The organism is Humibacillus xanthopallidus (assembly GCF_006717145.1).
In the GTDB taxonomy this organism is placed as follows: domain Bacteria; phylum Actinomycetota; class Actinomycetes; order Actinomycetales; family Dermatophilaceae; genus Humibacillus; species Humibacillus xanthopallidus.
On the sequence record NZ_VFQF01000001.1, the window covers coordinates 363,976 to 384,658 of the forward strand.

The following is a 20,683-nucleotide window of genomic DNA, read 5'->3' on the forward strand; positions in this document are numbered from 1 at the left end:
CGCATGAGGGTTGCCGTGACCGGCGCCAGCGGCTTCGTCGGCGGGGCAGTCGTCTCGCACCTGCTCGAGGCAGGTCATGAGGTCGTCGCACTGTGCCGCCGCCCGGTCCGCGAGCGGGCCGGCCTCGTGCACCGGCCGTGGGACCTCACCACGGGCCGTCTCACCGATGCCCCGAGTGTCGACGCCGTCGTCCACGCCGGTGCCCACGTCGACGAGTGGGACCCGTGGTCCGTGCACGAGGCGGTCACCGTGTCGGGCACGAGGGCGGTGCTCGACACGTGGCCGGCGACGCAGGTGGTCCTCATCTCCTCCGCCAGCGTCTACCCACTGCGCGGAGCCGGCCGACCTCGGTGGGTCCTCACCGAGGACGACGCACCGACCCGGCGCCCGCTCTCGGCCTACACCCGGGCCAAGATCGCGCAGGAGCGCATCGTGCTCGCGCGGGGCGACGCGGTCGTGCTCAGACCGCACGCCGTGCACGGCACGGGTGACACGACCCTGCTGCCCCGACTCGCCCGGGCGCGCCGGGGTGGGCGACTCGTGTGTCCGGGGGGCGGCCGCACGCTCGTGCACCTCACCGACGTCCGCCTCGTGGCGTCCGCGGCCGCAAGGGCCTGCGAGAGCGACTGCGGCGCAACGGTGCTCAACGTCGCCGACGAGCGCCCGCTCGAGCTGCGCGACATCGTCGCCGGTGTCGCCGCGGCCAACGGCTGGCACGAGCGGCCCCTCTTCACGGGAGCGCCCGCCGCCTGGGCGGCAGCGCTTGTGTCGGAGGGCACCGCACGACTCCTGCGCTCGCGCACGGCACCACTGCTCACGGCATACGGCGTGTCCCATCTGGCGGTGAGTCGTGCCTTTGCCACGTCGCGGCTGCGCGAGCACCTCGGGATCACGCCGGCGGCCACCGATCTCACGAGGTGGACTGGCGGCGGCTGACTCACACGACGGTGCTGACGCGGCCACAGGTGACGCACAGCAACCGGCAGAAGGGTGAGACTCATGAGCGCAGCTGTCCTCCCCGAGGCCCATGACCTCCCGTCGGCCGGCACCACTGCCGCGCCCGCGATCGCCCGCCGGCTGCAGCCGACGCCGCGCTGGTGGCGCGACGCCACCGCCGCGGCCGGGTGGGCCCTCGTGCTCTTCGTCGTGGCGCTCTGGGTCGCCGGTGGCGGCATCAGCGACTTCACCTCGGTGGGGGAGTCGCTGACCAACGTCGGGCGCCTCACCGGGCTCGTCGCCTCGGTGCTCATCCTCATCCAGGTGCTGCTCATGGCGCGCATCCCGGTTCTCGAGCAGGCCTGGGGTCAGGACGAGCTCGCGCGCGTGCACCGCCTCGTCGGCTTCACCTCGTTCAACCTCATGATCGCCCACATCGTGCTGACGATCCTCGGCTACAGCGCCGGGACCGACCTCGGCGTCATCGGTACGTTCATCGACGAGACGCTCCACGCCCCGGGCATGCTGCTCGCCCTGGCCGGCACCGTCGCGCTCGTCATGGTCGTCGTGACGTCGGTCAAGAAGGCGCGGCGACGGCTGCGCTACGAGTCGTGGCACCTGCTGCACCTCTACGCCTACCTCGGCGCCGGGCTCGCCCTGCCGCACCAGCTGTGGACCGGGGCCGACTTCCGGTCGAGCACCGTCGCGACGGTCTTCTGGTGGGGCCTGTATGCCGCCGCGCTCGCGAGCGTCGTCGTCTACCGCGTCGCCCTGCCGCTCATCCGCTCCCGCAGGCACCGCCTCGTCGTGTCGCACGTGCAGGCCGAGTCGCCCACCGTGACCTCCGTCGTCGTCACGGGCCGACGCCTCGACCGTCTGCCCGTCCGCGCCGGCCAGTTCTTCCAGTGGCGCTTCCTCGACGGGGAGGGCGGCTCGCGGGCCAACCCCTACAGCATCTCGGCCGCGCCCGACGGCCGCAGCCTGCGCATCACGGCCGAGTCAGTCGGCGACTCGAGCAGCCGGCTCGCGACGCTCCGGCCGGGCACGCCCGTCCTCGTCGAGGGACCGTATGGGCGGCTCCACTCCGGGGTGCGCACCCGCGAGCGCACCGTGCTCATCGGGGCCGGCATCGGCATCACCCCCCTGCGCGCCCTCCTCGAGGAGCTGCCCCCCGGGCCCGACGCCACCGTCGTCATCTACCGCGTCGGGAGGCAGTCCGACATCGTCCTGGCCGACGAGCTGCTCGCCCTAGCCCGCGCCAAGGGCGCCCGGGTCGTCGCCGTCGTGGGCCATCGCCGCACGGATCGCGACAGCTGGCTGCCCGCCGACTCCGCCCACCTGGGCGAGGCGGAGGCGCTGCTGCGCATCGTGCCCGACATCGCCTACCGCGACGTCTACGTCTGCGGCAACCCTGCGTGGATGGACCACGTCATCGAGGCTGCCAAGGACGCCGGTGTGCCGACCGAGTCCATCCACCACGAGCGCTTCAGCTACTGACCCCGACCCTAACCCCCGACCCGAACCCCCGACCCCAGCTCCAGCCACGAGAACCCGAAACGAGACCCCCATGCGTCGCATCGTCACCTGGGCCATGAGCACCCTCACCGTCATCGTCCTGCTCTTCAGCTACCACACGTCGCGGTCCTCGGTCGTGGCCACGGCAGAGACCCGCCCCGCCACCACGACGTCCCAGAGCGCCCCCGGTACGACGACCGACTCGGCGTCGGGCTCCTCCGGCGGCACGGGTGGGAATGGCGACAGCTCCTCGTCCAGCAGCTCCAGCAGCTCCGGTAGCTCGTCGGGGTCCTCAGGGTCCTCAGGGTCCTCGGGCTCGTCGGGCTCGTCGGGCTCGTCGGGCTCGAGCGCATCGAGCGCCGCGAAGACGATCGCCGGTGACGCCGTCGACACGCGCTACGGCCCGGTGCAGGTCCAGATCACCGTCGCGAGCGGCAAGATCACGGCCGTCGACGTGCTCCAGGTTCCGATGTCCGACCGCCACGACCAGATGATCAACTCGCAGGCCGTCCCGATCTACAACGACGAGGCTGTCCAGGCGCAGTCGGCGAACATCGACGTCGTCTCCGGCGCCACCTACACCTGGGAGGGCTACACGCAGTCGCTCCAGTCCGCCATCGACCAGGCAGGTCTCTGAGGCGTTTCCGAGCCACACTGGGAAGCACGAAGCAAGGAGCCACGATGAACCTCGAGACGAGGACGCCCCCCGCGCGCAAGGCCTGGGTCGAGCAGATCATGGGTATGCCGATCAGCATCCACCTGCGCGGGGCATCGGCCCTCACGCCGGAGGGCGAGCAGGCGGTGCAGGAGGCCTTCGCGGTCCTGCGCGAGATGGACCGGATCTTCTCGACCTACCGCGACGACTCGGACCTCATGCGGCTGCGCCGAGAGGAGGTCGACGTCAGCGAGGTCAGCCCGCTCATCCAGGAGGCGCTGGCGATCGGGGAGCGCGCCGAGCGCGATACCCGTGGCGCCTTCACGACCCTTCTGCCGACGGGGGAGGGCGACCTCGCGTTCGACCCGACCGGGCTCGTCAAGGGCTGGGCGGTCGACCGAGCGGCGCAGTGCCTGCTCGACCTGTCGGGCACATCGTCGTGCATCAACGCCGGTGGTGACCTGCTCGTCGTGCCGTCCGGTGACCTGCCACGCGAGGGCGAGGGCAGCATCGCCTGGCGCGTCGGCATCGAGAACCCCCGCGACCGCTCGCAGATCGCGAGCACGGTCTCGCTCACCCACGGGGCCGTGGCGACCTCTGGCACTGCAGCGCGAGGCGCCCACCTCTACGACCCCCGCACCGGCGAGATGGTCGGCCGCAGCGGCTCCGTGACCGTGGTCGGCCCCACCCTGCTGTGGGCAGACATCTGGGCGACCGCCCTCTTCGTCGGCGACGCAGAGACGGCCGACGCCTTCGACCGTGCGGCCCCCGACTACCTCTCCACCGTGCTCTGAGCCGGACGGCATACTGTGCACTTGACTTAATTAAGTAGAAGCGCAAACAATAAGCGGGTGCACGCCTTCGACGTCCTCGGTGACCCGGTCCGTCGCCGCCTGCTGACCCTGCTCGCCGACGGCGAGCGGTCGTCTGGCGAGCTGGCCGAGGTCATCGCCGCCGAGTTCGGCATCTCGCACCCCGCGGTCTCGCAGCACCTCAAGGTCCTTCGCGACGCCGGCTTCACGTCGGTCCGCGCCGACGGCCAGCGGCGGCTGTATGCCGTGGAGCCCGGGCCGCTCGAGGAGGTCGACGCGTGGGTGGCGCAGTTCCGCCACTTCTGGACCCAGCGTCTCGACGCCCTCGGCACCGAGCTTCACAGGGGTGCGAGGGGCCGGGGGGCGCCGAAGCGTGCCGGAGCACCGTCCAGCACCTCACCCCACAGCAGCAGGAGGACCACCACATGAGCAGCACGAGCAGCACGAGCGCCACAGGGCCCGCAGAGCCGGCCCGGCACGCCGACCGTCTCGGGACCGTCGGCCGCACGGTGGCCAGCGGGAGTCGCGACGGCGCTGACACGAAGACCGTGACCGTCTCGCAGAGCTACCCGGTCGGCATCGACGAGCTGTGGTCGGCTGTCACCGACGGTGAGCGGATCTCGCGGTGGCTCATGCCGATCAGCGGCGACCTCCGGCTCGGTGGGCACTACCAGCTCGAGGGCAACGCGGGCGGCAGCATCGAGGAGTGCGTCCCCGGGGAGCGGATCGCCGTCACGTGGGAGTTCGCCGGCGAGGTGTCCTGGGTGGTCGCCACGCTCTCCGGCGGCGACACCGAGTCGGCCCTGCGCGTCGAGCACGTCGCTCATGTCGACGCCCAGCGGTGGGCGGAGTACGGACCGGGCGCCGTCGGCATCGGCTGGGACTCGATGCTGCTCGGCCTCACGCTGCACCTCGAGTCGGGCAGCGGCATGGACCGTGAGGAAGCGGCAGCCTGGGTCGCGAGCGACGACGGCCGCGCGTTCATGCGTGGCAGTGGCGAGGCGTGGTGTCGCGCCCAGGTGGATGCCGGCGAGGACGAGGCGGCGGCGCGCGCTGCGGCGGACCGGTGCATCGCGGCATACCTCGGGTGATGCGGCAGGGTGCCTGCGAACGGGCCGGCGTCAAGCCCGGGCGAGGGCGGCTTCCAGGTCGCGAACCGTGGTGACGGGGAGGTCGCACACGAAGCCATGGCATACGTATGCGGCCGGGCTCCCTTGCACGAGAGGGCGGTTCGCGAGCAGTGGTATGCCGTCCGCATCCGGGGAGCCGGCGACCACCACCGCGCCCGGGCTGGTGCTGCGCCGAGCGGTGGAGAGCAGCTCGTCGGCCTGCGGGCCCTCGCCGACGACGGCGACCTGCACCGGACCAGCGGCGATCGCCTCTGCGACGGCGAGCGACCACCCTGCGAACCGTGGGTCGCGCGCGGCGAGACCCAGGCCGGCCTCGGTGGCCCGGCGGCCCCTGTCGATCACCGAGGTGTCACCGGTGAGGGCGCCGAGCGTGACGAGCGCGCCGGCCAGGGCCGACTGCCCTGACGGCTCGGCGTTGTCAGCGGCGCTCCGGGGTCGGAGGTAGAGCGTTTCGGCATCGTCGGCCGTGTCGTGGAACCCGCCGTCGTCGGCGCCGAAACGGTCGACGGCGGGGTGCAGGAGACCCTCGGCCTCGCGCAGCCATCGGGCGTCGCCGGTGGCCTGGTGGAGGGCGAGGAGCCCTTCCGCGAGGTTGCCGTAGTCGTCGGCGACGGCCTCGGCACGACCTACGACACCGCTCCGGGAGGCCCGCCGCAGCCGGCCGTCGACGACGTGGACGGCGAGCACGTGGCTGGCGCACCGTTCGGCGGCCGTGACCCACTCGTCACGTCCGAGGACGGCGCCGGCTCCGGCGAGCGCGGCGATGGTGAGGCCGTTCCACGACGTCACGACCTTGTCGTCGCGTCCGGGCTGGGGCCGGGTGGCGCGGGCGGCCACCAGGCGTTGCCGCACCGCGTCGAACCAGGCCCGGTCGTCGGGATCCACCGGCAGCTGGAGCGTCGACGCCCCGTGCTCGAAGGTGCCCGCATCGGTGACGACGAGGAGCTCGGCTGCGCGGGCGCCCTCCGAGGCGCCGAGGACCTGCTCGAGCTGAGCCGGCGTCCATGCATAGGTGAGCCCCTCGACCCCTGCCGCATCGGCATCGAGGGAGGAGGCGAAGCCGCCCTCGGCGGTGGAGAGGTCGCGCAGGACGAACTCGGCCAGCTCCTCGACGACCCGGTGTGCCAGCGCCGAGCCGGTCGCACGCCACCAGGACGTGTAGGCCCGGAGCAGCAGCGCGTTGTCGTAGAGCATCTTCTCGAAGTGCGGCACGACCCAGTCGGCGTCGACGCTGTAGCGCGCGAAGCCACCGGCGAGCTGGTCGTACATGCCGCTCCGCGCCATGGCCTCGAGGGTGCGGTCGGCCATGCGGGCCGACAGGTCGTCACCCGAGCGGGCGTGGTGACGGAGCAGGAACTCGAGCACCATCGACGGAGGGAACTTCGGTGCGCGTCCGAATCCACCTGCGCGCGAGTCGAACTGGCTGGCAAGCGTTGTCACGGCACGGTCGAGCGCCGTGGTGTCGACGGTGGCCGCCGGCGGGGGAGCGAGCGCGTCGCACAGGGCGGTGGCGATGTGCCGCCCCGACTGGCGCACCTCCGCCTCACGGGTCCGCCAGGCGTCGTCGAGAGCAGTGAGCACCTGGAGGAAATGCTCGCGAGGGAAGTAGGTGCCGGCATAGAACGGGTCGCCCTCGGGCGTGAGGAAGACCGTCATCGGCCAGCCGCCGTGGCCGGTCGTCGCGGTCACGGCTGACATGTAGACGGCGTCGATGTCGGGACGCTCCTCGCGGTCGACCTTGACGGAGACGAAGTGCGCGTTGAGGGCCGCCGCCACCTCGTCGTCCTCGAACGACTCGTGCGCCATGACATGGCACCAGTGGCACGCGGCATACCCCACCGAGAGCAGGACGGGCACGTTGCGACGGCGCGCCTCCTCAAACGCCTCCGGCCCCCACTCCTGCCAGTCCACGGGGTTGTCGCGGTGCTGGAGGAGGTAGGGACTCGTGGCGGCGCCCAGGCGGTTGGTCATCGGTGGTCTCTCCGAAAGTGGTCGTGGTCGGGGGAGTAGGGGCGGCTTGGCACCACCTCTTGGCTACGTCAGGTCGGCGTCCAGCTCCTCATCCATCGCTTCCTCGCTCACGCTTGCCGCGTGCGATCTCGGTGTGCAGGGCGTCCAGCCGTTGGTCCCATGACGACAGGTACCCGGTCAACCAGTCGTTCACCTCGACCAACGGTTCGGGGCGGAGGGAGTAGATGCGGCGTTGGGCCTCCTGCCGGACCTCCACGAGGCCCGCCTCCCGCAGCACCCGCAGGTGGCGCGAGACGCCGGGGCGTGCGATCGGCAGCAGAGCGGCGAGCTCGCCCGCAGTGGCGGGGCCATCAGCAAGAGCCTCGAGCATGGTGCGCCGGCTGTCGTCCGCCAGCGCTCTGAGGGCTGCTTCCATGCGCTATGTGTATCAATCCAGATACATAACGGTCAAGGTACACAGGGAACCCTCACCTCCCCGCAATCGAAAGAGCAGTCCGTCGGCCGTCCGTCGACCCTCACTTCCCCAGCAATCGAAAGAGCAGTCCGTCGGCCGGCCGTCGACCCTCACCTCTGATCGGGAGCGGTCCGTCGACCCGCAGGAGGTGGGGCGGACTGTGCGACGTGGTCCGTGGTGACGTCGAGAGTCAGCTCGCGGCCTGCTGCGGGCCGAGCGTCGTCAGGAGCTAGACGAGCACGTGGACGCGCTCACCGCCAACCATCCGCCATCGGTTCGGAGGACTTCGACTCCCCAGCTCCCCGAAGCGTAGATCCGCCTTCCTGCATTGTCGTCGCTGAGCAGCTGCCACCCCGACCTCGGAAGACCGGGCAGATCGGCGTGCTCGGCAGCATGTTCCAGGGCCCGCTCAGCAGTGGCGAACGGCTCCACGCTCGGGACCCACTCCATGCTGCGCGACGGCTGGCATCCGATGGTGTACGGCGCGAGAGCGGCAGCCTCAGCAGGAGGCTCCTGGGGCGCCGAGCACGCCGCAAGGACCCCGACGGTGAGCATGGCGGCTGCCGCTGGCCACTTCATGGCAACGACGGTAGGGCAGGTGCCGCCGGGACCGGGCTCACGTGGCGAGCCGATCTCGGTTCACGTGTGGCAGGCTGCCCGGCGTGCCAGCCGACACCGTGGTTCTTCGCGACGATGATGAGCGCTACCCGTCCTTGACGACTCATGGCTGGTCGGTGACGGCCCGCTCGTGGGGTGCCCGCCTCGAGCTGACGGATGGGCACGAGCAGTGCTGGGTCGCGGCTCTCGATGGTCTTCCGCCCGAGGACGTGTGCCGGGAGCTCAGCGCTGCCGATGTCACTGCCGCACTGGCTCTGGATTCCGCAACGGCCCGCGACTACCCGGGAGGCGTGGCGACGGCACACGAGCGTCTGACGGCCGTGCGCGCGTCACCGGCTGCCGGCCGGCGCGGTTTCGGCGTTCTGGATGCAGATCAGAACCTCGTCGCGATGACCTTCGTCGACGTCGTCGACGTCGTCGGCGCTGAGGCGGAGGTGGACTTCACTGTCGTCGCCCGGCATCGGCGCGGCAGGGGGCTGGCCACGGCGGTCAAGGCGGCGTCGCTGCTGGCCCTGAAGCGCGCCGGCGTCACGACAGTTCGCACAGGTGGCTCCGACGAGAACTCCGGCATTCTCGCGGCGAACCAGGCGCTCGGCTTCCAGGTGGACGAGCACTGGCCCACCCTCACTGCCGCGAACGGCCCTGCCTCGGTGCCGTCCCACCCATGAGCAGCTCGCACGCGGTGACGATCCGTCGGGCAGTGCCCGATGACGCCGAGGCGCTCGCCCACCTGCACGTCCTCGTGTGGGAGGAGGCCTACACCTCGCTCATGCCGGCCAGCGTCTTCGAGGCGCGTCGGGCGACCCTCACGGATCGCATCGAGCGGTGGGGCGAGAACATCACCGGCTCCCCGGCTCGCACCATCGTCGCCGCCGACCCCTCCGGGCTGGTCGGGTTCGCGAGTGCCGGCCCAGCTCGAAGTGACGATGTCGATGTCGACGACGAGCTGTGGGCCCTGTACGTGCGGGCCTCGCGCTGGGGAACAGGCGTCGGCCATGCGCTGCTCACCGACTCGCTCGGGGACAGGCCCGCCTGCCTCTGGGTGCTGCGTGGCAACGACCGAGCCATCACCTTCTACGGCAGGCACGGCTTCGTCGCGGACGGCACGGCGCGGTCGGACGAGTACGGCACCGAGCTCCGCATGGTCCGCACGACGCCAGGGCTGGGACCCAGCCGTACGCCGTAGGCGCTCAGGGCAGGTCCCTAGAGCGCCTTGTACACGTCGGAGCGACTGGGGCGCGACGGCACTGCCGACTCTGTAGGAGACGTGGTCTCGGTCGCTGCGGCCATCCCGTCTGCGACCGGCCCCCTGCCCGAGGCGCTCGGACGGCCGGACGGCACGCCCTGGGGCGGGGCTGGCGCCCGCAGCGCCACGTGGTCGACCACCACGGACTTCTGCTCGCGGGTCGGGTAGAACCAGAGCTCGCGCGTCTGCATGTACCAGAAGGCGATGAACCCGACGATGACCACGAGCTCGACCACGAGGATCAGGTGCCGGCCACTGCGGAAGATCACGACGGCCGCCACGATCATGGCGATCGTGGCCCCCGCCGTGATGCCGTATCTGTTGGTCCAGACGTTCGAAGGCTGACCATCGGCTGCCCGAGTGGCGCGCTCGAAGCTGTAGGCGTTGGCGACCATGACACCGAGCACGCCCAGGACCATGGTCCCCGCAGAGATCCCGTGCGCGCTGTCCTTGAAGGTGTCCGGCCAGAAGATGAACAAGGCCAGCTCGACGAGCACGATGAACAGTGTCACCAGGCCAAGAACCCCTGCGAGCCTCAGCTTGCGGTGCCGGACGTCACGGAACCACGTGGCAAGCGGGCCGGACCAGCCCTCGTGTTCCTCGCTGTCCGGGGTAGCCGCCTGCAGTCCTCTCCGCGACGTGGAGCGGTGAACCTGCCGGGGCATGAAACCGTAGAGCAACAGGAACGCCACGGACACGATCAACAGGGTCAGCACGTTGTTTCGGACTGCGTCCGCGGTGTTGGCGTCGGCGACGACGTGTCCGTACTTCGTCGGACAGCTTCCATCGACCGTGGTCGGCACGAGGGCCACGAGAAACGCCATGAACCCGGCGAAGTTGAGCAGCACGTCCTCGACGGGGTCGTTTCCCTTGTAGACGATGAGGCACGCGCCAAGAGCAGCCAACGAGAACACGAACGCCCCCCGCACGGGCGTGTGGTAGTAGGCACTGATGGACCCCAGAAGGCAGTCGGTCCCACGGGTCGACTCGAGGGCCGTCGCAACGACCAGAATGAGGAGCAGCGGGATCATCGCCACCCGGAGCGAGCGATAGGTGGTCAGCACGTTGTGCTCGAAGCTCTTCGACATCTTTCCTCCCGGACGAGAAACGTCTCCTCACGTCAGACGCCGAAGGTAGGACCGTGATACTCGAGCGGTGAGTCCCCGCCAGCCGCTCACGGTCAGAGGAACGGGCGCACCTCGATCTTGCGGTTGCAGCACTTCGACGCCTCGGCGCCGAGCCTCAGCGCCACGTCGAGGTCCGGTGCCTCGATGATCCAGAAGCCGGCGAGGTACTCCTTCGACTCGAGGTAGGGGCCGTCGGTGATCAGCACCGTCTCGCCCCGGTTGTCGATGGTCGTCGCAGGGTCGGGCGAGCCGAGGCCGCCCGCGAAGATCCAGTAGCGCTCGGCGCGCAGCCGGTCGTTGAACGCGTCGATGTCGGCCTCCTCGGTGGGGGTGGCGCGGCCGGTGCCGTCGTCGATCACGGAAACCAGGTACTGCATCTCGGACCATCTCCTGTGTGTCGGGCTTCGGGCCGTCCCTCGTGGATGGCCGCTCACCTCTACGACGAACGCGTCGAGTCCGATCCGACACCGCGGTGGCGCGTTCTTCAACCCGGACCCCGCGCAGGCCCTGCTTCGTACGTCACAGCCGACCGGACGGCATACCCCCTGGGGTGTAGCGTCGACGACGTGGCACCGCAACACGCAACCGTCCGCGCCCTGCGCCTCACGCTCGCCGTCGCGGCGTCCGCAGCGCTGCTGGCCGGGTGCACGACGACCACCGTCATGGGGCGCGGCCCCATGGACGGCGGCTCCACCGCAGTGGGCGGGATGATGGGCGGCAACGGCAACGGCAACGGCAACGGCTTCGGCAACGGCGCAGGCAATGCGATGCTCGCGCCCCTGACCTGTGCCGCTCCGACCGACCTGCCGGGTGCGCGCGTCACCGTCACCCTTGCCGACATGGGGATGTCGCGGATGATGGGTGGCACTGCCCCGATGGGGGCCCGGATGTCGCTCACGGCCGAGCCGACGACGGTGCCGTCAGGGCAGGTGAGCCTCGTCGTGGACAACCGCGGATGGCGCACCCACGAGCTCGTGGTCCTGCCGCTGTCGGCGGGTGCCGCCGTGGGGGAGCGGGTGCCCGGTGCCGACAGCAAGGTCGACGAGGCGGGCAGCCTCGGTGAGGCGTCGAACTCGTGCGCCGCGGGCGCGGGGGAGGGCATCGCCTCGGGCGCCGCGGGCTGGGTCACTCTCACCCTCGCGCCCGGGCACTACGAGCTCGTCTGCAACCTGACGAACCACTACGCGAACGGCATGCGTCAGGAGCTCGTCGTCACCGGCTGACCCTGCTCAGGCCGGCAGGGGTGCCGTGCTGTCGACGAGGGCGTGCCAGCGGATACGGCGGGCGCGCCAGGTGAAGATGGCGAGCTTGACCGCCTCGTCGGCGATGCGCGCGAGGAAGATGCCCGCGAACCCGAGCGGGGTGTGCAGCCCGAGCACGATCGCGAGGGGGAGACCCACGACGAAGGCGCCCACGGCATCGCCCATGATGACGCCGCGCACGTCGTTGCCGCTCGGCAGCACCCCGGCGCCGATGATCATGTTGCGCACCTTGATCACCTGGAAGGCGGCGTTGATGAGGATGCCGACGCTCGCCATGACCCGCACGTCTCGGCCGGCCTCGCCGAACAGGGTGTCGAGGAAGAGCACCGACGTGGCGAAGAGCACGCCGAAGACCGCGGCCGTGCCGATGCCCGCCCGGGTCACGCGACGCACCCACGCCATGGCCGCGTCGACGTCGCCGCTGCCGACCGAGCGCCCGACGAGGGTCGTCGTCGCCGCCATGAGCCCGATGCTGCCGACGATGAAGATGCCCTCGAGGGTCGTGACGATCTGTGCCGCCGCGAGCGCCTCGTCGCCGAGCTGCTGGAAGACGACGTTGTAGAGGAAGGTGCCGACCGTCCAGAAGAGCTCGGTGACGCCGAGGGGCAGCGCGAGGACGAAGAGCGGCACGACCACGGCGCGCCACTGGCGCAGGCTGTCGGGCAGGCTCCAGCCGATCACCTTGCGGCCGTAGGCCATCCACAGCAGGATCAGCGTCTTGGCCACGGCCGTGATGAGGGTCGCCCAGCCTGCGCCGGCCACCCCGAGCGTCGGGAACGGGCCGAAGCCCGTGACGAGGGCGTAGGCGAGGACGGCGTTGGCGACGACGGTGATCATCGTCGCCACCATCGGCCGCGTCGGCTGGCCGACCGAGCGGAGCACGCCCGACATGATCGCGCTGAGCATGATCGGCAGCGTGGCGAGCACCGTGAGGCGGAAGTAGTCCGTGCCCGCTGCTGCCACCGCGGGCGACGCGCCGACGAGGCCCATGATCCGGTCGGAGAAGAACCAGGGCACGAACGACACGACGGCGCCGAGCACGAGCGCCGTGAGGACGGCCGCCGTGACGGTGTGGTCGAGATCCCCGCGCCGGTCGGCACCGTACGCGCGAGCCACGAGGATGCTCACCGAGGTGCCGAGGGCGCCCAGGGTGACCGCGAGGATGAAGGTGAGGCTGTTCGAAAAGCCCACGGCCGCAATGGCCGTCGCGCCCAGGCCGCCGACCACGATCTGGTTGACGAAGTTGAGCACGAGCATGAGCACGAACTCCATGCTCACCGGGACGGCGATGCGCGCGATCTCTCGGCCAGGGGTCGGCGGAGCCGATCTCAGGGTGCGGAGGCTGGGCACGGCGAGGCGAGGCATGAGCGAGCGACTTTCGAAATCGAAGGTTGGGGCTGCCCTAGGTTACGTCCTCCGAGCCTCTGAGTCGAAACGATTTGATTCCGTCTCGCCGAGGAGCGTGGATCAGTCGTTCATCGCCTTGATGATGGTGACCGCGAGACTGATCCGGTCGCGGCCTCCCGCATCGAGCGCTGCTCCCGCAGACGCGAGGTCGACGGCGTTGTCGGCCTCGCGGACGATCGTCCACGCGCGGGCGCGCCCCTCGTCGATGCCCGCCCCCTCGCAGATGATCTCGAGCCGCCGCCGCAGCGACCACCGCACCTGCGAGCCGGTGCCGAGCTCGTCGGCGCGGTTCCACAGGGCCGGGGCAACCTCGAACGCGACGTCGCCGCCCATCGGCTTGGGGTCGATCGCGAGCCACGGGGAGCGGTAGGCCCCGAGGACGTTGGTGTAGTGCAGGTCGGTGTGGAGCAGCCGGTCCTCGGACGGTGCCCGCGTCACGAGCTCGCCGGCGAGCGCGGCCGCCTGGTCGAGATAGCGCCGTGGCAGCACCGGAGGCGCCGCCCGCAGCTCCTCGGCCTGACGCTCGGCGTATGCCGTGAGGCTGGGGATGCGCGGGTGCGCGGGCCGCCGGAGCGTGGACAGCAGGTCACCGATGACCCCGCACGCCTCGTCGATCTCGACGCGTGCGAGGTCGCGGGTGTGGAGCCGCTCGAGCAGCATCGCGAACCGCGACGGGTCGGCCCGCACGAGGCGCACGGCGCCGTGGCCGTTCCACGTCTGCAGGGCCAGGGGCTCGGCGGCCGCCTCACGGTGCGGCCAGGTCACCTTGAGCACGCCCTCGCCGCTGACCCCGACGGTCTCTCGCCCGGCACCGAGCAGGCGCACCGGGACGACGACCGCGCAGACGCCGTGCAGGGGGCGCCCGATCGGCTCGAGCTCCCACTCGTCGAGGAGGCTGCCGAGGAGCGCGGGCAGGTCGTCGAGCCAGTCCTGGCCGGACATCCAGCCTTCCGCGGCATAGCCCGCGACCTCGTGGGCGAAGAGTGCGGGCACGAGGTCGTAGCGCGCTCCTCCGTCGCGGGGGCCGTGACCGTGCCCCGCAGCGGCTCCCTGGCCCGGCCGCGAGCTCACGCTGACGTCCCCGGGAAGGCGGCTAGCGGCATACCCCAGCCGGTGGCGAGCGCCTGAACGCGCCCGCTCCAACGGGCGGTGTCGTCGAGCGCCGGACCGTCGGGTTTGCCACCGGCGACGTCGACAGTCGCGTCGACGGCGGTGGCGAGCAGGTGGGTCGCGAGCCGCTGCGCCTCGTCGGGCGTCGTAACGGGGAAGGGCAGTGCCCACCCGCCGGGGGTCGAGGTCGTCGAACCCGCGACGGCGAGGTCGAGACGCCGCAGAGCGTCGAGCGTCGTGAGAGCCCGGGTGCGCCCTGCACCCGTCGACTGGGCTGCGGCCACCTCGAAGCCGTAGACGAGGGGCGAGGTCTGGTCGATGATCCGCGGGCGGGCCGCGCTGGGGGTGGCGGTGGGGTCGACCGCGGCTCCGAGGAGCGCGGCGGAGGCGAGTCGCGACGACCATGCGGCGAGCACGAGGTCGCGGGTGCCCGGCGTCGCGCCCGCGAGGGCTGTCCACCGGTCGGGGGAGATGGTGGCGAGGACCGCCGCGAGCTGCGCGACCGTCTGGACAGTGGCCACGCCGGACGGCGAACCCGTGCTCGGCTTGCTGCTCGGCGTGCCCGTGCTCGCGGAGGCGCCCGACGACGTCGGAGCCGTCACCGGTGTCACCGGCGTCACCGGCGCCGGTGCGGTGGCGGCGGTGATCTCGGCCGTCGGCACACCGGCGTTGGTGAGCCGGCCCGTGAGCACCGCGATCTGGCGGCGCTGCGCGGCGACGGTCTCGCGCAGGACGCCCCGTGCCTCGCCGCGCGGCTCGAGCGTGCCCGCGGCTCGCACGAGCGACCGGAGGTCCTTGATGACGGCGAGGATGAAGCGCTCATCGGGCGCGGGCTTGCGCGTCGGCACGGGTGGCGGGGGCTGGGGCAGGTCGAGGCGCAGCCCGCACCCGGCGAGGGCGGTCAGCGCCGCGGCGCCGCCGCCGAGCACGAGCAGCCGTCGCGTCGGGAGACCGGGCGCCGCTCCCTCCCGGGACCCGGGTCTCGGGGTGTCGCCGCTCATGCGGTGCATCCTCGCACGCGCGAGGATGCACCTCCCGGACCTCCCGGGGTGGCGCGGTCGTGGGCGGCGGCGGCCCGCGCGACCGATAGAGTTGTCCCACGCGGTCTCTCGCTGCCTGCCCGACGGGCGGGGCAGGAGAGCCCGGACATTCGAGAAGAGCAGGAGGCGTCGACGCATGAGCACGGCCCAGGACCTCAGGGCGACGCTCGAGCCGGTGCTGGTGGCGCTGGGGCTCGTCGTCGAGGACATCTCCGTCACCCCTGCCGGCAAGCGTCGCCTCGTCCGTGTCCTCGTCGACACCGACATCAGCGGGCTCGACGCCTCAGATACGGCGAGCGCCGTGCCCGCCCTCTCGCTCGACGACGTCGCCGAGGCGACCCGGGCGGTGAGCGACGCGCTCGACACGAGTGACGTCATGGGCGACGCGCCCTACGTGCTCGAGGTGTCCTCGCCCGGAGTCGGCCGCCGGCTGACGTCGCGCGAGCAGCTGCGCCGCCAGGTGGGCCGCCTCGTCGAGGTCGCGCACGCCGGCAGCAGCGACACGGGTCGCCTCCGCGAGGTGGGCGCCGACACGCTGACCCTCGAGGTGGCTGCCACGAAGAAGGAGCCGGCCCGCACGGTGACGCTCGAGCTCGACGGGGTCGAGCACGCGGTCGTGCAGGTCGAGTTCCGCAGGACGGGTGCCGATGAAGGTGCACCAGACGTTGACGAGGCGGGCTCCGACGAGCCCGCGACGGAAGGGGACATCTGATGGACATCGACCTGGCCGCCCTGCGCGCGCTCGAGCGGGAGCGGGACATCAGTCTCGACATTCTCATCCCGGCCATCGAGCAGGCACTGCTCGTGGCCTACCACCGCACCGACGGCAGCTACCGCGACGCGCGGGTCGAGCTCGACCGCAAGACGGGGCACGTCATCGTGTGGGCCCGCGAGGAGGGCGAGCTGCTCCCGGCGGTCGAGGGCGAGCGCCCCGAGCGGGGCGAACCCGGACCGGAGTTCGACGACACTCCCGAGGGCTTCGGTCGCATCGCGGCCTCGACCGCCCGCCAGGTCATCGTCCAGCGCCTGCGCGACCTCGAGGACGAGGCCATCCTCGGCGACTTCCGGGGCCGCGAGGGTGAGGTCATCTCGGGCATCATCCAGCAAAGCCAGGACCCCCGGAACGTGCTCGTCGACTTCGGCACCGTCGAGGGCATCCTGCCGATCTCGGAGCAGGTGCCGGGTGAGAAGTACGTCCACGGCGAGCGCCTGCGCTGCTTCGTCGTCAGCGTCAAGCGCGGCCCCAAGGGTCCGCAGGTCAGCCTCTCGCGCACCCACCCCAACCTCGTGCGCACCCTCTTCAAGTTCGAGGTGCCCGAGATCGCCGACGGCACGGTCGAGATCGCTGCGCTGGCCCGCGAGGCCGGCCACCGCACGAAGATCGCGGTCCACAGCCGGGTGCCCGGGGTCAACGCCAAGGGCGCCTGCATCGGCCCGATGGGCGCGCGTGTGCGGGCCGTCATGACGGAGCTGCGCGGCGAGAAGATCGACATCGTCGACTACGCCGACGACCCCGCCGTCTTCGTCGCCGCAGCCCTGTCGCCGGCGCGCGTGCAGTCCGTCGAGATCGTCGACGCCGCCGCCCGTGCCGCCCGGGTCATCGTCCCCGACTACCAGCTGAGCCTCGCCATCGGCAAGGAGGGCCAGAACGCCCGCCTCGCGGCCAAGCTCACCGGCTGGCGCATCGACATCCGTCCCGACACCGACGCGGGCAGCGCGCCCGCAGCGCCCCGGGCCTGAGGCTTCGCCCACCGAGGAGGTATGCCGTCCGCGTCCTGTGCCGGACGGCATACCTCCTCTGGTGCGTCCTGGGGAGGGGCAGGCCCCGTGGAGCGCGCGGCGCGCCCGACGCGGTAGACTGATGTGTGGCCGACCGGACTGGACTCCGTGCCGAGCCATCTCGCACCTGTGTGGGATGTCGCGGAACGGATAGCTGGTCGGCACTGTTGCGAGTGGTCGCGGCGACGGACAGAGATGCCGGGGATTCCTCCCCGGTGGTGCTCTGCCCGGACCCACGACACCGGATGCCGGGACGTGGTGCGTGGTTGCACCCGGTCCCGGGTTGCTTCGAGATGGCAGTGCGCCGCAAGGCGTTCGGACGTGCCCTGCGACTGCAGGCCGCGGTCGACGTCAGCGCGGTCGCCCAGCACCTCGACATCCAGCACGCGCAGCAGAACGGCGTCTGCCCCGCGGTCGGTCGCCATCAGTCAGAGATCAGTCAACGAACCAACAAGGCGGGTTGAAACGCTATGAGCACCCGATGAGTACTCAGCGATGAGCAAGCCCCAGCAATAACCCACGGTTCGGCCACTTCCTGTTCAGGCCGGACCAGGAACAGGAGAAATGTGGCTAAGGTCCGGGTCTACGAGCTCGCCAAGGAGCTCGGAGTCGAGAGCAAGACCCTGCTCGCACACTTGAAGAGCCAGGGAGAGTTCGTCCGGTCGGCATCGTCGACCATCGAGCCCCCCGTCGTGCGCAAGATCAAGGAGACGTTCCCCGCGGAACTGCGCTCCGGCGGCACGGCATCATCTGCGGCCCCCAAGGCCGTTCCGGCGCCCTCGGCGCCTCGATCGTCTGCGCCGGCTCCCTCGCCGGCCGCGTCGCCTGCGGCACCCGCCGCACGCGCCGCCTCCCCGTCGGCCCCGGCCCCCGCGGGTCCGGTCCGTCCGGCATCCCCGGCTCCGGCTGCGCCCGCCGCAGCGGCTCCGGCCGCGTCGGCTCCGGCCGGTCCGGCTGCCCGCCAGAGCACGCCCGGCCCGTCGGCACCGGCTTCGGCCGCTCCGTCGGCACCGTCGGCACCGTCCACTCCGTCGGCCCCTGCAGCGGCGACGCCGTCTGCTCCGGCCCCCAAGGCTCCGGCCGCTCCGGCGGCCTCGGCAACTCCCTCGGCGCCCTCGCGCGTCCAGTCCAGCCGCGACGGCGGGCAGCAGGGCTCCGGCGTGCCGGCATCCCCGCGGCCGGCACCTCGTCCCGGCCAGCCCCGTCCGGGCAACAACCCCTTCGCGCCGAGCCAGGGCATGGGTCAGTCCCGTGCGCCCCGCACCGGTGGCGACGGTGGTGCACCCCGTCCGGGCAACAACCCGTTCAGCTCGAGCCAGGGCATGCCCCGGCCGCAGCAGCGTCCGGGTGGCGCGGCTCCGGGGGGCGCTCCGCGTCCCGGCGGCGCTCCCCGCCCCGGCGGTGCCCCGCGTCCCGGCGGTGCCCCCGCCGGTGGCGCGCCGCGTCCCGGTGGCGTGCGTCCGAGCCCGGGCATGATGCCCGAGCGCAGCACCGTCGGTCGTCCGGGCCAGCGCCCGGCCGGTCCGGGTCGTGGTGGCCCGGGTGGCGGCGCCGGTGGTCGTGGCGGCTTCGGTGGCGGTCCCGGTGGCGGTGCCGCCGGTGGTGGTCGCCCCGGCGGCTTCGGCGGCGGTCCCCGCGGTGGTGGCGGTCGTGGTTCGACCGCCGGTGCCTTCGGCCGCGGTGGCGGTCGACCGGTCCGCGGACGCAAGTCCAAGCGCGCGAAGCGCCAGGAGTTCGAGCAGATGCAGGCGCCGTCGATCGGTGGCGTCACCGTCCCGCGCGGCAACGGCTCGACCGTCGTCCGCGTGCGTCGCGGCTCGTCGCTGAGCGACTTCGCCGACAAGATCAACGCCAACCCCGGTGCCCTCGTCACCGTGCTCTTCCACCTCGGTGAGATGGCCACGGCGACGCAGTCGCTCGACGAGGACACCTTCAAGGTGCTCGGTGCCGAGCTCGGCTACGACATCCAGGTCGTCTCCCCGGAGGAGGAGGAGAAGGAGCTCTTCGACTCCTTCAACATCGACCTCGAGACCGGTATCGAGGGCGAGGAGGACGAGGACCTCGAGGCCCGTCCGCCGGTCGTCACGGTCGTGGGTCACGTCGACCACGGAAAGACCCGCCTGCTCGACGCGATCCGCAACGAGGACGTCGTGGCCGGCGAGGCCGGTGGCATCACCCAGCACATCGGTGCCTACCAGGTCCACCGTGAGCACGAGGGCGTCGAGCGCGCGATCACCTTCATCGACACCCCCGGTCACGAGGCCTTCACGGCCATGCGTGCCCGTGGTGCCAAGGTGACCGACATCGCGATCCTCGTCGTGGCCGCCGACGACGGCGTCATGCCCCAGACGATCGAGGCGCTCAACCACATGCAGGCGGCCGACGTGCCGATCGTGGTGGCCGTCAACAAGATCGACGTCGAGGGTGCCAACCCGTCCAAGGTGCGCCAGCAGCTGACCGAGTACAACCTCGTCGCTGAGGAGTACGGCGGCGACACGATGTTCGTCGACGTCTCGGCCCGTCAGGGTCAGAACATCGACAGCCTCCTCGAGGCGGTCCTCCTCACGGCGGACGCAGCCCTCGACCTCCGGGCCAACCCGGACAAGGAGGCGCGTGGTGTCGCGATCGAGGCCAACCTCGACCGTGGCCGCGGTGCGACCGCGACGGTGCTCGTGCAGACCGGAACGCTCCACGTCGGTGACTCGATCGTCACGGGCTCGGCCTACGGCCGCGTGCGTGCCATGCTCGACGAGCACGGCCAGAACGTCTACGAGGCAGGCCCGTCCCGCCCCGTGCAGGTGCTCGGCCTCTCGTCGGTGCCGCGCGCCGGTGACACGTTCGTCGTGGCTCCGGACGACCGCACGGCTCGTCAGATCGCCGAGCGGCGTGAGGCTGCGGACCGTCAGGCCGTGCTCGCCAAGGCCCGCAAGCGCATCTCGCTCGAGGACCTCAACGAGGCGCTCGCCGCGGGCAAGGTCGAGACCCTCAACCTCATCCTCAAGGGTGACGTGTCGGGCTCGGTCGAGGCGCTCGAGGACGCCCTGCTCAAGATCGACGTCGGCGACGAGGTCGACCTGCGCATCATCGACCGCGGTGTCGGTGCCATCACGATGAACAACATCAACCTCGCGATGGCCAGCAACGCGATCATCATCGGCTACAACGTGCGTGCCGAGGGGCAGAACGCCGACTACGCCGAGCGCGAAGGCGTCGAGATCCGCTACTACTCGGTGATCTACCAGGCCATCGACGAGATCGAGGCGGCCCTCAAGGGCATGCTCAAGCCGGAGTACGAAGAGGTCGAGCTCGGCACGGCGGAGATCCGCGAGATCTTCCGCTCGAGCAAGTTCGGCAACATCGCCGGCTCGATCGTGCGCAGCGGCGAGATCAAGCGTGGCTCCCGCTCGAGGATCACCCGCAACGGTGTCGTCGTCTCGGAGAACGTCGAGATCGCCGGTCTGCGCCGCTTCAAGGACGATGTCACCGAGGTCCGCGAGGGCTTCGAGTGCGGCATCAACCTCGGGTCGTTCAACGACCTGCAGCTCGGTGACCTCATCGCCACCTACGAGATGCGCGAGAAGCCGCGGGCCTGACAGCCCGGGCACCAGCCCGCATCACGAG

20 protein-coding genes are annotated in these 20,683 nt (G+C 71.4%); 13 read left to right on the forward strand and 7 right to left on the reverse strand.

The genetic code is table 11. From position 1 onward, the window contains the following. The first annotated feature begins 3 nt into the window (after window positions 1–3). The 6 genes from FHX52_RS01625 (at window position 4) to FHX52_RS01650 (ending at window position 5,009) form a co-directional block, all read left to right on the forward strand. Complete coding sequence (locus FHX52_RS01625; protein ID WP_141819338.1) at window positions 4–936, forward strand: NAD-dependent epimerase/dehydratase family protein; 933 nt, start codon at window positions 4–6, stop codon at window positions 934–936. A gap of 63 nt (window positions 937–999) precedes the next feature. Further along, window positions 1,000–2,433: a ferredoxin reductase family protein gene (locus tag FHX52_RS01630; protein ID WP_141819340.1), complete on the forward strand. Its 1,434-nt coding sequence runs from the start codon at window positions 1,000–1,002 to the stop codon at window positions 2,431–2,433. A 70-nt stretch (window positions 2,434–2,503) separates the two neighbouring features. Then, window positions 2,504–3,088: an FMN-binding protein gene (locus tag FHX52_RS01635; protein WP_141819342.1), complete on the forward strand. Its 585-nt coding sequence runs from the start codon at window positions 2,504–2,506 to the stop codon at window positions 3,086–3,088. 44 nt (window positions 3,089–3,132) lie between these two features. Then, a complete protein-coding gene (locus FHX52_RS01640) occupies window positions 3,133–3,900 on the forward strand; it encodes an FAD:protein FMN transferase (protein WP_141819345.1) in 768 nt (255 codons plus the stop codon). A gap of 57 nt (window positions 3,901–3,957) precedes the next feature. After that, window positions 3,958–4,347: an ArsR/SmtB family transcription factor gene (locus FHX52_RS01645; RefSeq protein WP_141819347.1), complete on the forward strand. Its 390-nt coding sequence runs from the start codon at window positions 3,958–3,960 to the stop codon at window positions 4,345–4,347. Next, a complete protein-coding gene (locus tag FHX52_RS01650) occupies window positions 4,344–5,009 on the forward strand; it encodes an SRPBCC domain-containing protein (protein WP_141819349.1) in 666 nt (221 codons plus the stop codon). The genes FHX52_RS01645 and FHX52_RS01650 overlap by 4 nt, the downstream gene beginning before the upstream one ends. A gap of 30 nt (window positions 5,010–5,039) precedes the next feature. Here the strand turns inward: FHX52_RS01650 and FHX52_RS01655 are convergent, their stop codons facing one another. Together FHX52_RS01655 and FHX52_RS01660 are read right to left on the reverse strand one after the other, a co-directional pair. Next, window positions 5,040–7,019 (reverse strand): thioredoxin domain-containing protein, encoded by a 1,980-nt coding sequence (locus tag FHX52_RS01655; protein WP_141819351.1) that lies wholly within the window; start codon window positions 7,017–7,019, stop codon window positions 5,040–5,042. An 88-nt stretch (window positions 7,020–7,107) separates the two neighbouring features. After that, window positions 7,108–7,434 carry an ArsR/SmtB family transcription factor gene (locus FHX52_RS01660; protein ID WP_141819353.1) on the reverse strand — a complete coding sequence of 109 codons (327 nt, stop codon included), beginning with the start codon at window positions 7,432–7,434 and terminating at the stop codon, window positions 7,108–7,110. Window positions 7,435–8,135: 701 nt separating this feature from the next. Here FHX52_RS01660 and FHX52_RS01665 point away from each other — a divergent pair. Continuing rightward, on the forward strand, window positions 8,136–8,759 hold the full coding sequence (locus tag FHX52_RS01665; protein WP_141819355.1) for a GNAT family N-acetyltransferase: 624 nt from the start codon (window positions 8,136–8,138) through the stop codon (window positions 8,757–8,759). Continuing rightward, the gene (locus FHX52_RS01670; protein ID WP_141819357.1) at window positions 8,756–9,277 is read left to right on the forward strand and encodes a GNAT family N-acetyltransferase; all 522 of its coding nucleotides are present in this window, start codon (window positions 8,756–8,758) and stop codon (window positions 9,275–9,277) included. The genes FHX52_RS01665 and FHX52_RS01670 overlap by 4 nt, the downstream gene beginning before the upstream one ends. A gap of 17 nt (window positions 9,278–9,294) precedes the next feature. On the opposite strand, the gene FHX52_RS01675 is transcribed toward FHX52_RS01670, so the two are convergent. Continuing rightward, a complete protein-coding gene (locus tag FHX52_RS01675) occupies window positions 9,295–10,425 on the reverse strand; it encodes a hypothetical protein (RefSeq protein WP_141819359.1) in 1,131 nt (376 codons plus the stop codon). Between the two features lie 92 nt (window positions 10,426–10,517). Beyond that, window positions 10,518–10,841, reverse strand: coding sequence for a YciI family protein (locus tag FHX52_RS01680; RefSeq protein ID WP_141819361.1), 324 nt, complete (start codon window positions 10,839–10,841; stop codon window positions 10,518–10,520). 189 nt (window positions 10,842–11,030) lie between these two features. On the opposite strand from FHX52_RS01680, the gene FHX52_RS01685 reads away from it, so the two are divergent. Next, window positions 11,031–11,687, forward strand: a complete 657-nt coding sequence (locus FHX52_RS01685) for a hypothetical protein (protein WP_141819363.1) — start codon at window positions 11,031–11,033, stop codon at window positions 11,685–11,687. A gap of 6 nt (window positions 11,688–11,693) precedes the next feature. On the opposite strand, the gene FHX52_RS01690 is transcribed toward FHX52_RS01685, so the two are convergent. From FHX52_RS01690 to FHX52_RS01700, 3 genes are all read right to left on the reverse strand, one after another. Beyond that, entirely contained in the window at window positions 11,694–13,091 is a 1,398-nt protein-coding gene (locus FHX52_RS01690) for an MATE family efflux transporter (protein WP_185747032.1), read from the reverse strand. 102 nt (window positions 13,092–13,193) lie between these two features. Next, window positions 13,194–14,204 carry an aminoglycoside phosphotransferase family protein gene (locus FHX52_RS01695; protein WP_246069564.1) on the reverse strand — a complete coding sequence of 337 codons (1,011 nt, stop codon included), beginning with the start codon at window positions 14,202–14,204 and terminating at the stop codon, window positions 13,194–13,196. Continuing rightward, on the reverse strand, window positions 14,201–15,244 hold the full coding sequence (locus FHX52_RS01700) for a hypothetical protein (RefSeq protein ID WP_185747033.1): 1,044 nt from the start codon (window positions 15,242–15,244) through the stop codon (window positions 14,201–14,203). The genes FHX52_RS01695 and FHX52_RS01700 overlap by 4 nt, the downstream gene beginning before the upstream one ends. A 175-nt stretch (window positions 15,245–15,419) precedes the next feature. On the opposite strand from FHX52_RS01700, the gene FHX52_RS01705 reads away from it, so the two are divergent. The 4 genes from FHX52_RS01705 to infB all read left to right on the forward strand — a co-directional run bounded on the left by FHX52_RS01705 (window position 15,420) and on the right by infB (window position 20,655). Then, window positions 15,420–15,995, forward strand: a complete 576-nt coding sequence (locus FHX52_RS01705; RefSeq protein WP_141819367.1) for a ribosome maturation factor RimP — start codon at window positions 15,420–15,422, stop codon at window positions 15,993–15,995. Beyond that, window positions 15,995–17,023: a transcription termination factor NusA gene (gene nusA, locus FHX52_RS01710; RefSeq protein ID WP_141819369.1), complete on the forward strand. Its 1,029-nt coding sequence runs from the start codon at window positions 15,995–15,997 to the stop codon at window positions 17,021–17,023. Before FHX52_RS01705 ends, nusA begins: the two co-directional genes overlap by 1 nt. A 170-nt stretch (window positions 17,024–17,193) precedes the next feature. Next, on the forward strand, window positions 17,194–17,526 hold the full coding sequence (locus FHX52_RS01715) for a YlxR family protein (RefSeq protein ID WP_281287994.1): 333 nt from the start codon (window positions 17,194–17,196) through the stop codon (window positions 17,524–17,526). Between the two features lie 102 nt (window positions 17,527–17,628). After that, window positions 17,629–20,655: a translation initiation factor IF-2 gene (gene infB, locus FHX52_RS01720; protein ID WP_141819372.1), complete on the forward strand. Its 3,027-nt coding sequence runs from the start codon at window positions 17,629–17,631 to the stop codon at window positions 20,653–20,655. Window positions 20,656–20,683 lie beyond the last annotated feature (28 nt).

Coding starts and splice junctions, on each gene's coding strand:
- FHX52_RS01625 (WP_141819338.1), top strand. CDS start 4: ATGAGGGTTGCCGTGACCGGCGCCAGCGGCTTCGTCGGCGGGGCAGTC.
- FHX52_RS01630 (WP_141819340.1), top strand. CDS start 1,000: ATGAGCGCAGCTGTCCTCCCCGAGGCCCATGACCTCCCGTCGGCCGGC.
- FHX52_RS01635 (WP_141819342.1), top strand. CDS start 2,504: ATGCGTCGCATCGTCACCTGGGCCATGAGCACCCTCACCGTCATCGTC.
- FHX52_RS01640 (WP_141819345.1), top strand. CDS start 3,133: ATGAACCTCGAGACGAGGACGCCCCCCGCGCGCAAGGCCTGGGTCGAG.
- FHX52_RS01650 (WP_141819349.1), top strand. CDS start 4,344: ATGAGCAGCACGAGCAGCACGAGCGCCACAGGGCCCGCAGAGCCGGCC.
- FHX52_RS01655 (WP_141819351.1), bottom strand. CDS start 7,019: ATGACCAACCGCCTGGGCGCCGCCACGAGTCCCTACCTCCTCCAGCAC.
- FHX52_RS01660 (WP_141819353.1), bottom strand. CDS start 7,434: ATGGAAGCAGCCCTCAGAGCGCTGGCGGACGACAGCCGGCGCACCATG.
- FHX52_RS01670 (WP_141819357.1), top strand. CDS start 8,756: ATGAGCAGCTCGCACGCGGTGACGATCCGTCGGGCAGTGCCCGATGAC.
- FHX52_RS01675 (WP_141819359.1), bottom strand. CDS start 10,425: ATGTCGAAGAGCTTCGAGCACAACGTGCTGACCACCTATCGCTCGCTC.
- FHX52_RS01680 (WP_141819361.1), bottom strand. CDS start 10,841: ATGCAGTACCTGGTTTCCGTGATCGACGACGGCACCGGCCGCGCCACC.
- FHX52_RS01690 (WP_185747032.1), bottom strand. CDS start 13,091: ATGCCTCGCCTCGCCGTGCCCAGCCTCCGCACCCTGAGATCGGCTCCG.
- FHX52_RS01700 (WP_185747033.1), bottom strand. CDS start 15,244: ATGAGCGGCGACACCCCGAGACCCGGGTCCCGGGAGGGAGCGGCGCCC.
- FHX52_RS01705 (WP_141819367.1), top strand. CDS start 15,420: ATGAGCACGGCCCAGGACCTCAGGGCGACGCTCGAGCCGGTGCTGGTG.
- nusA (WP_141819369.1), top strand. CDS start 15,995: ATGGACATCGACCTGGCCGCCCTGCGCGCGCTCGAGCGGGAGCGGGAC.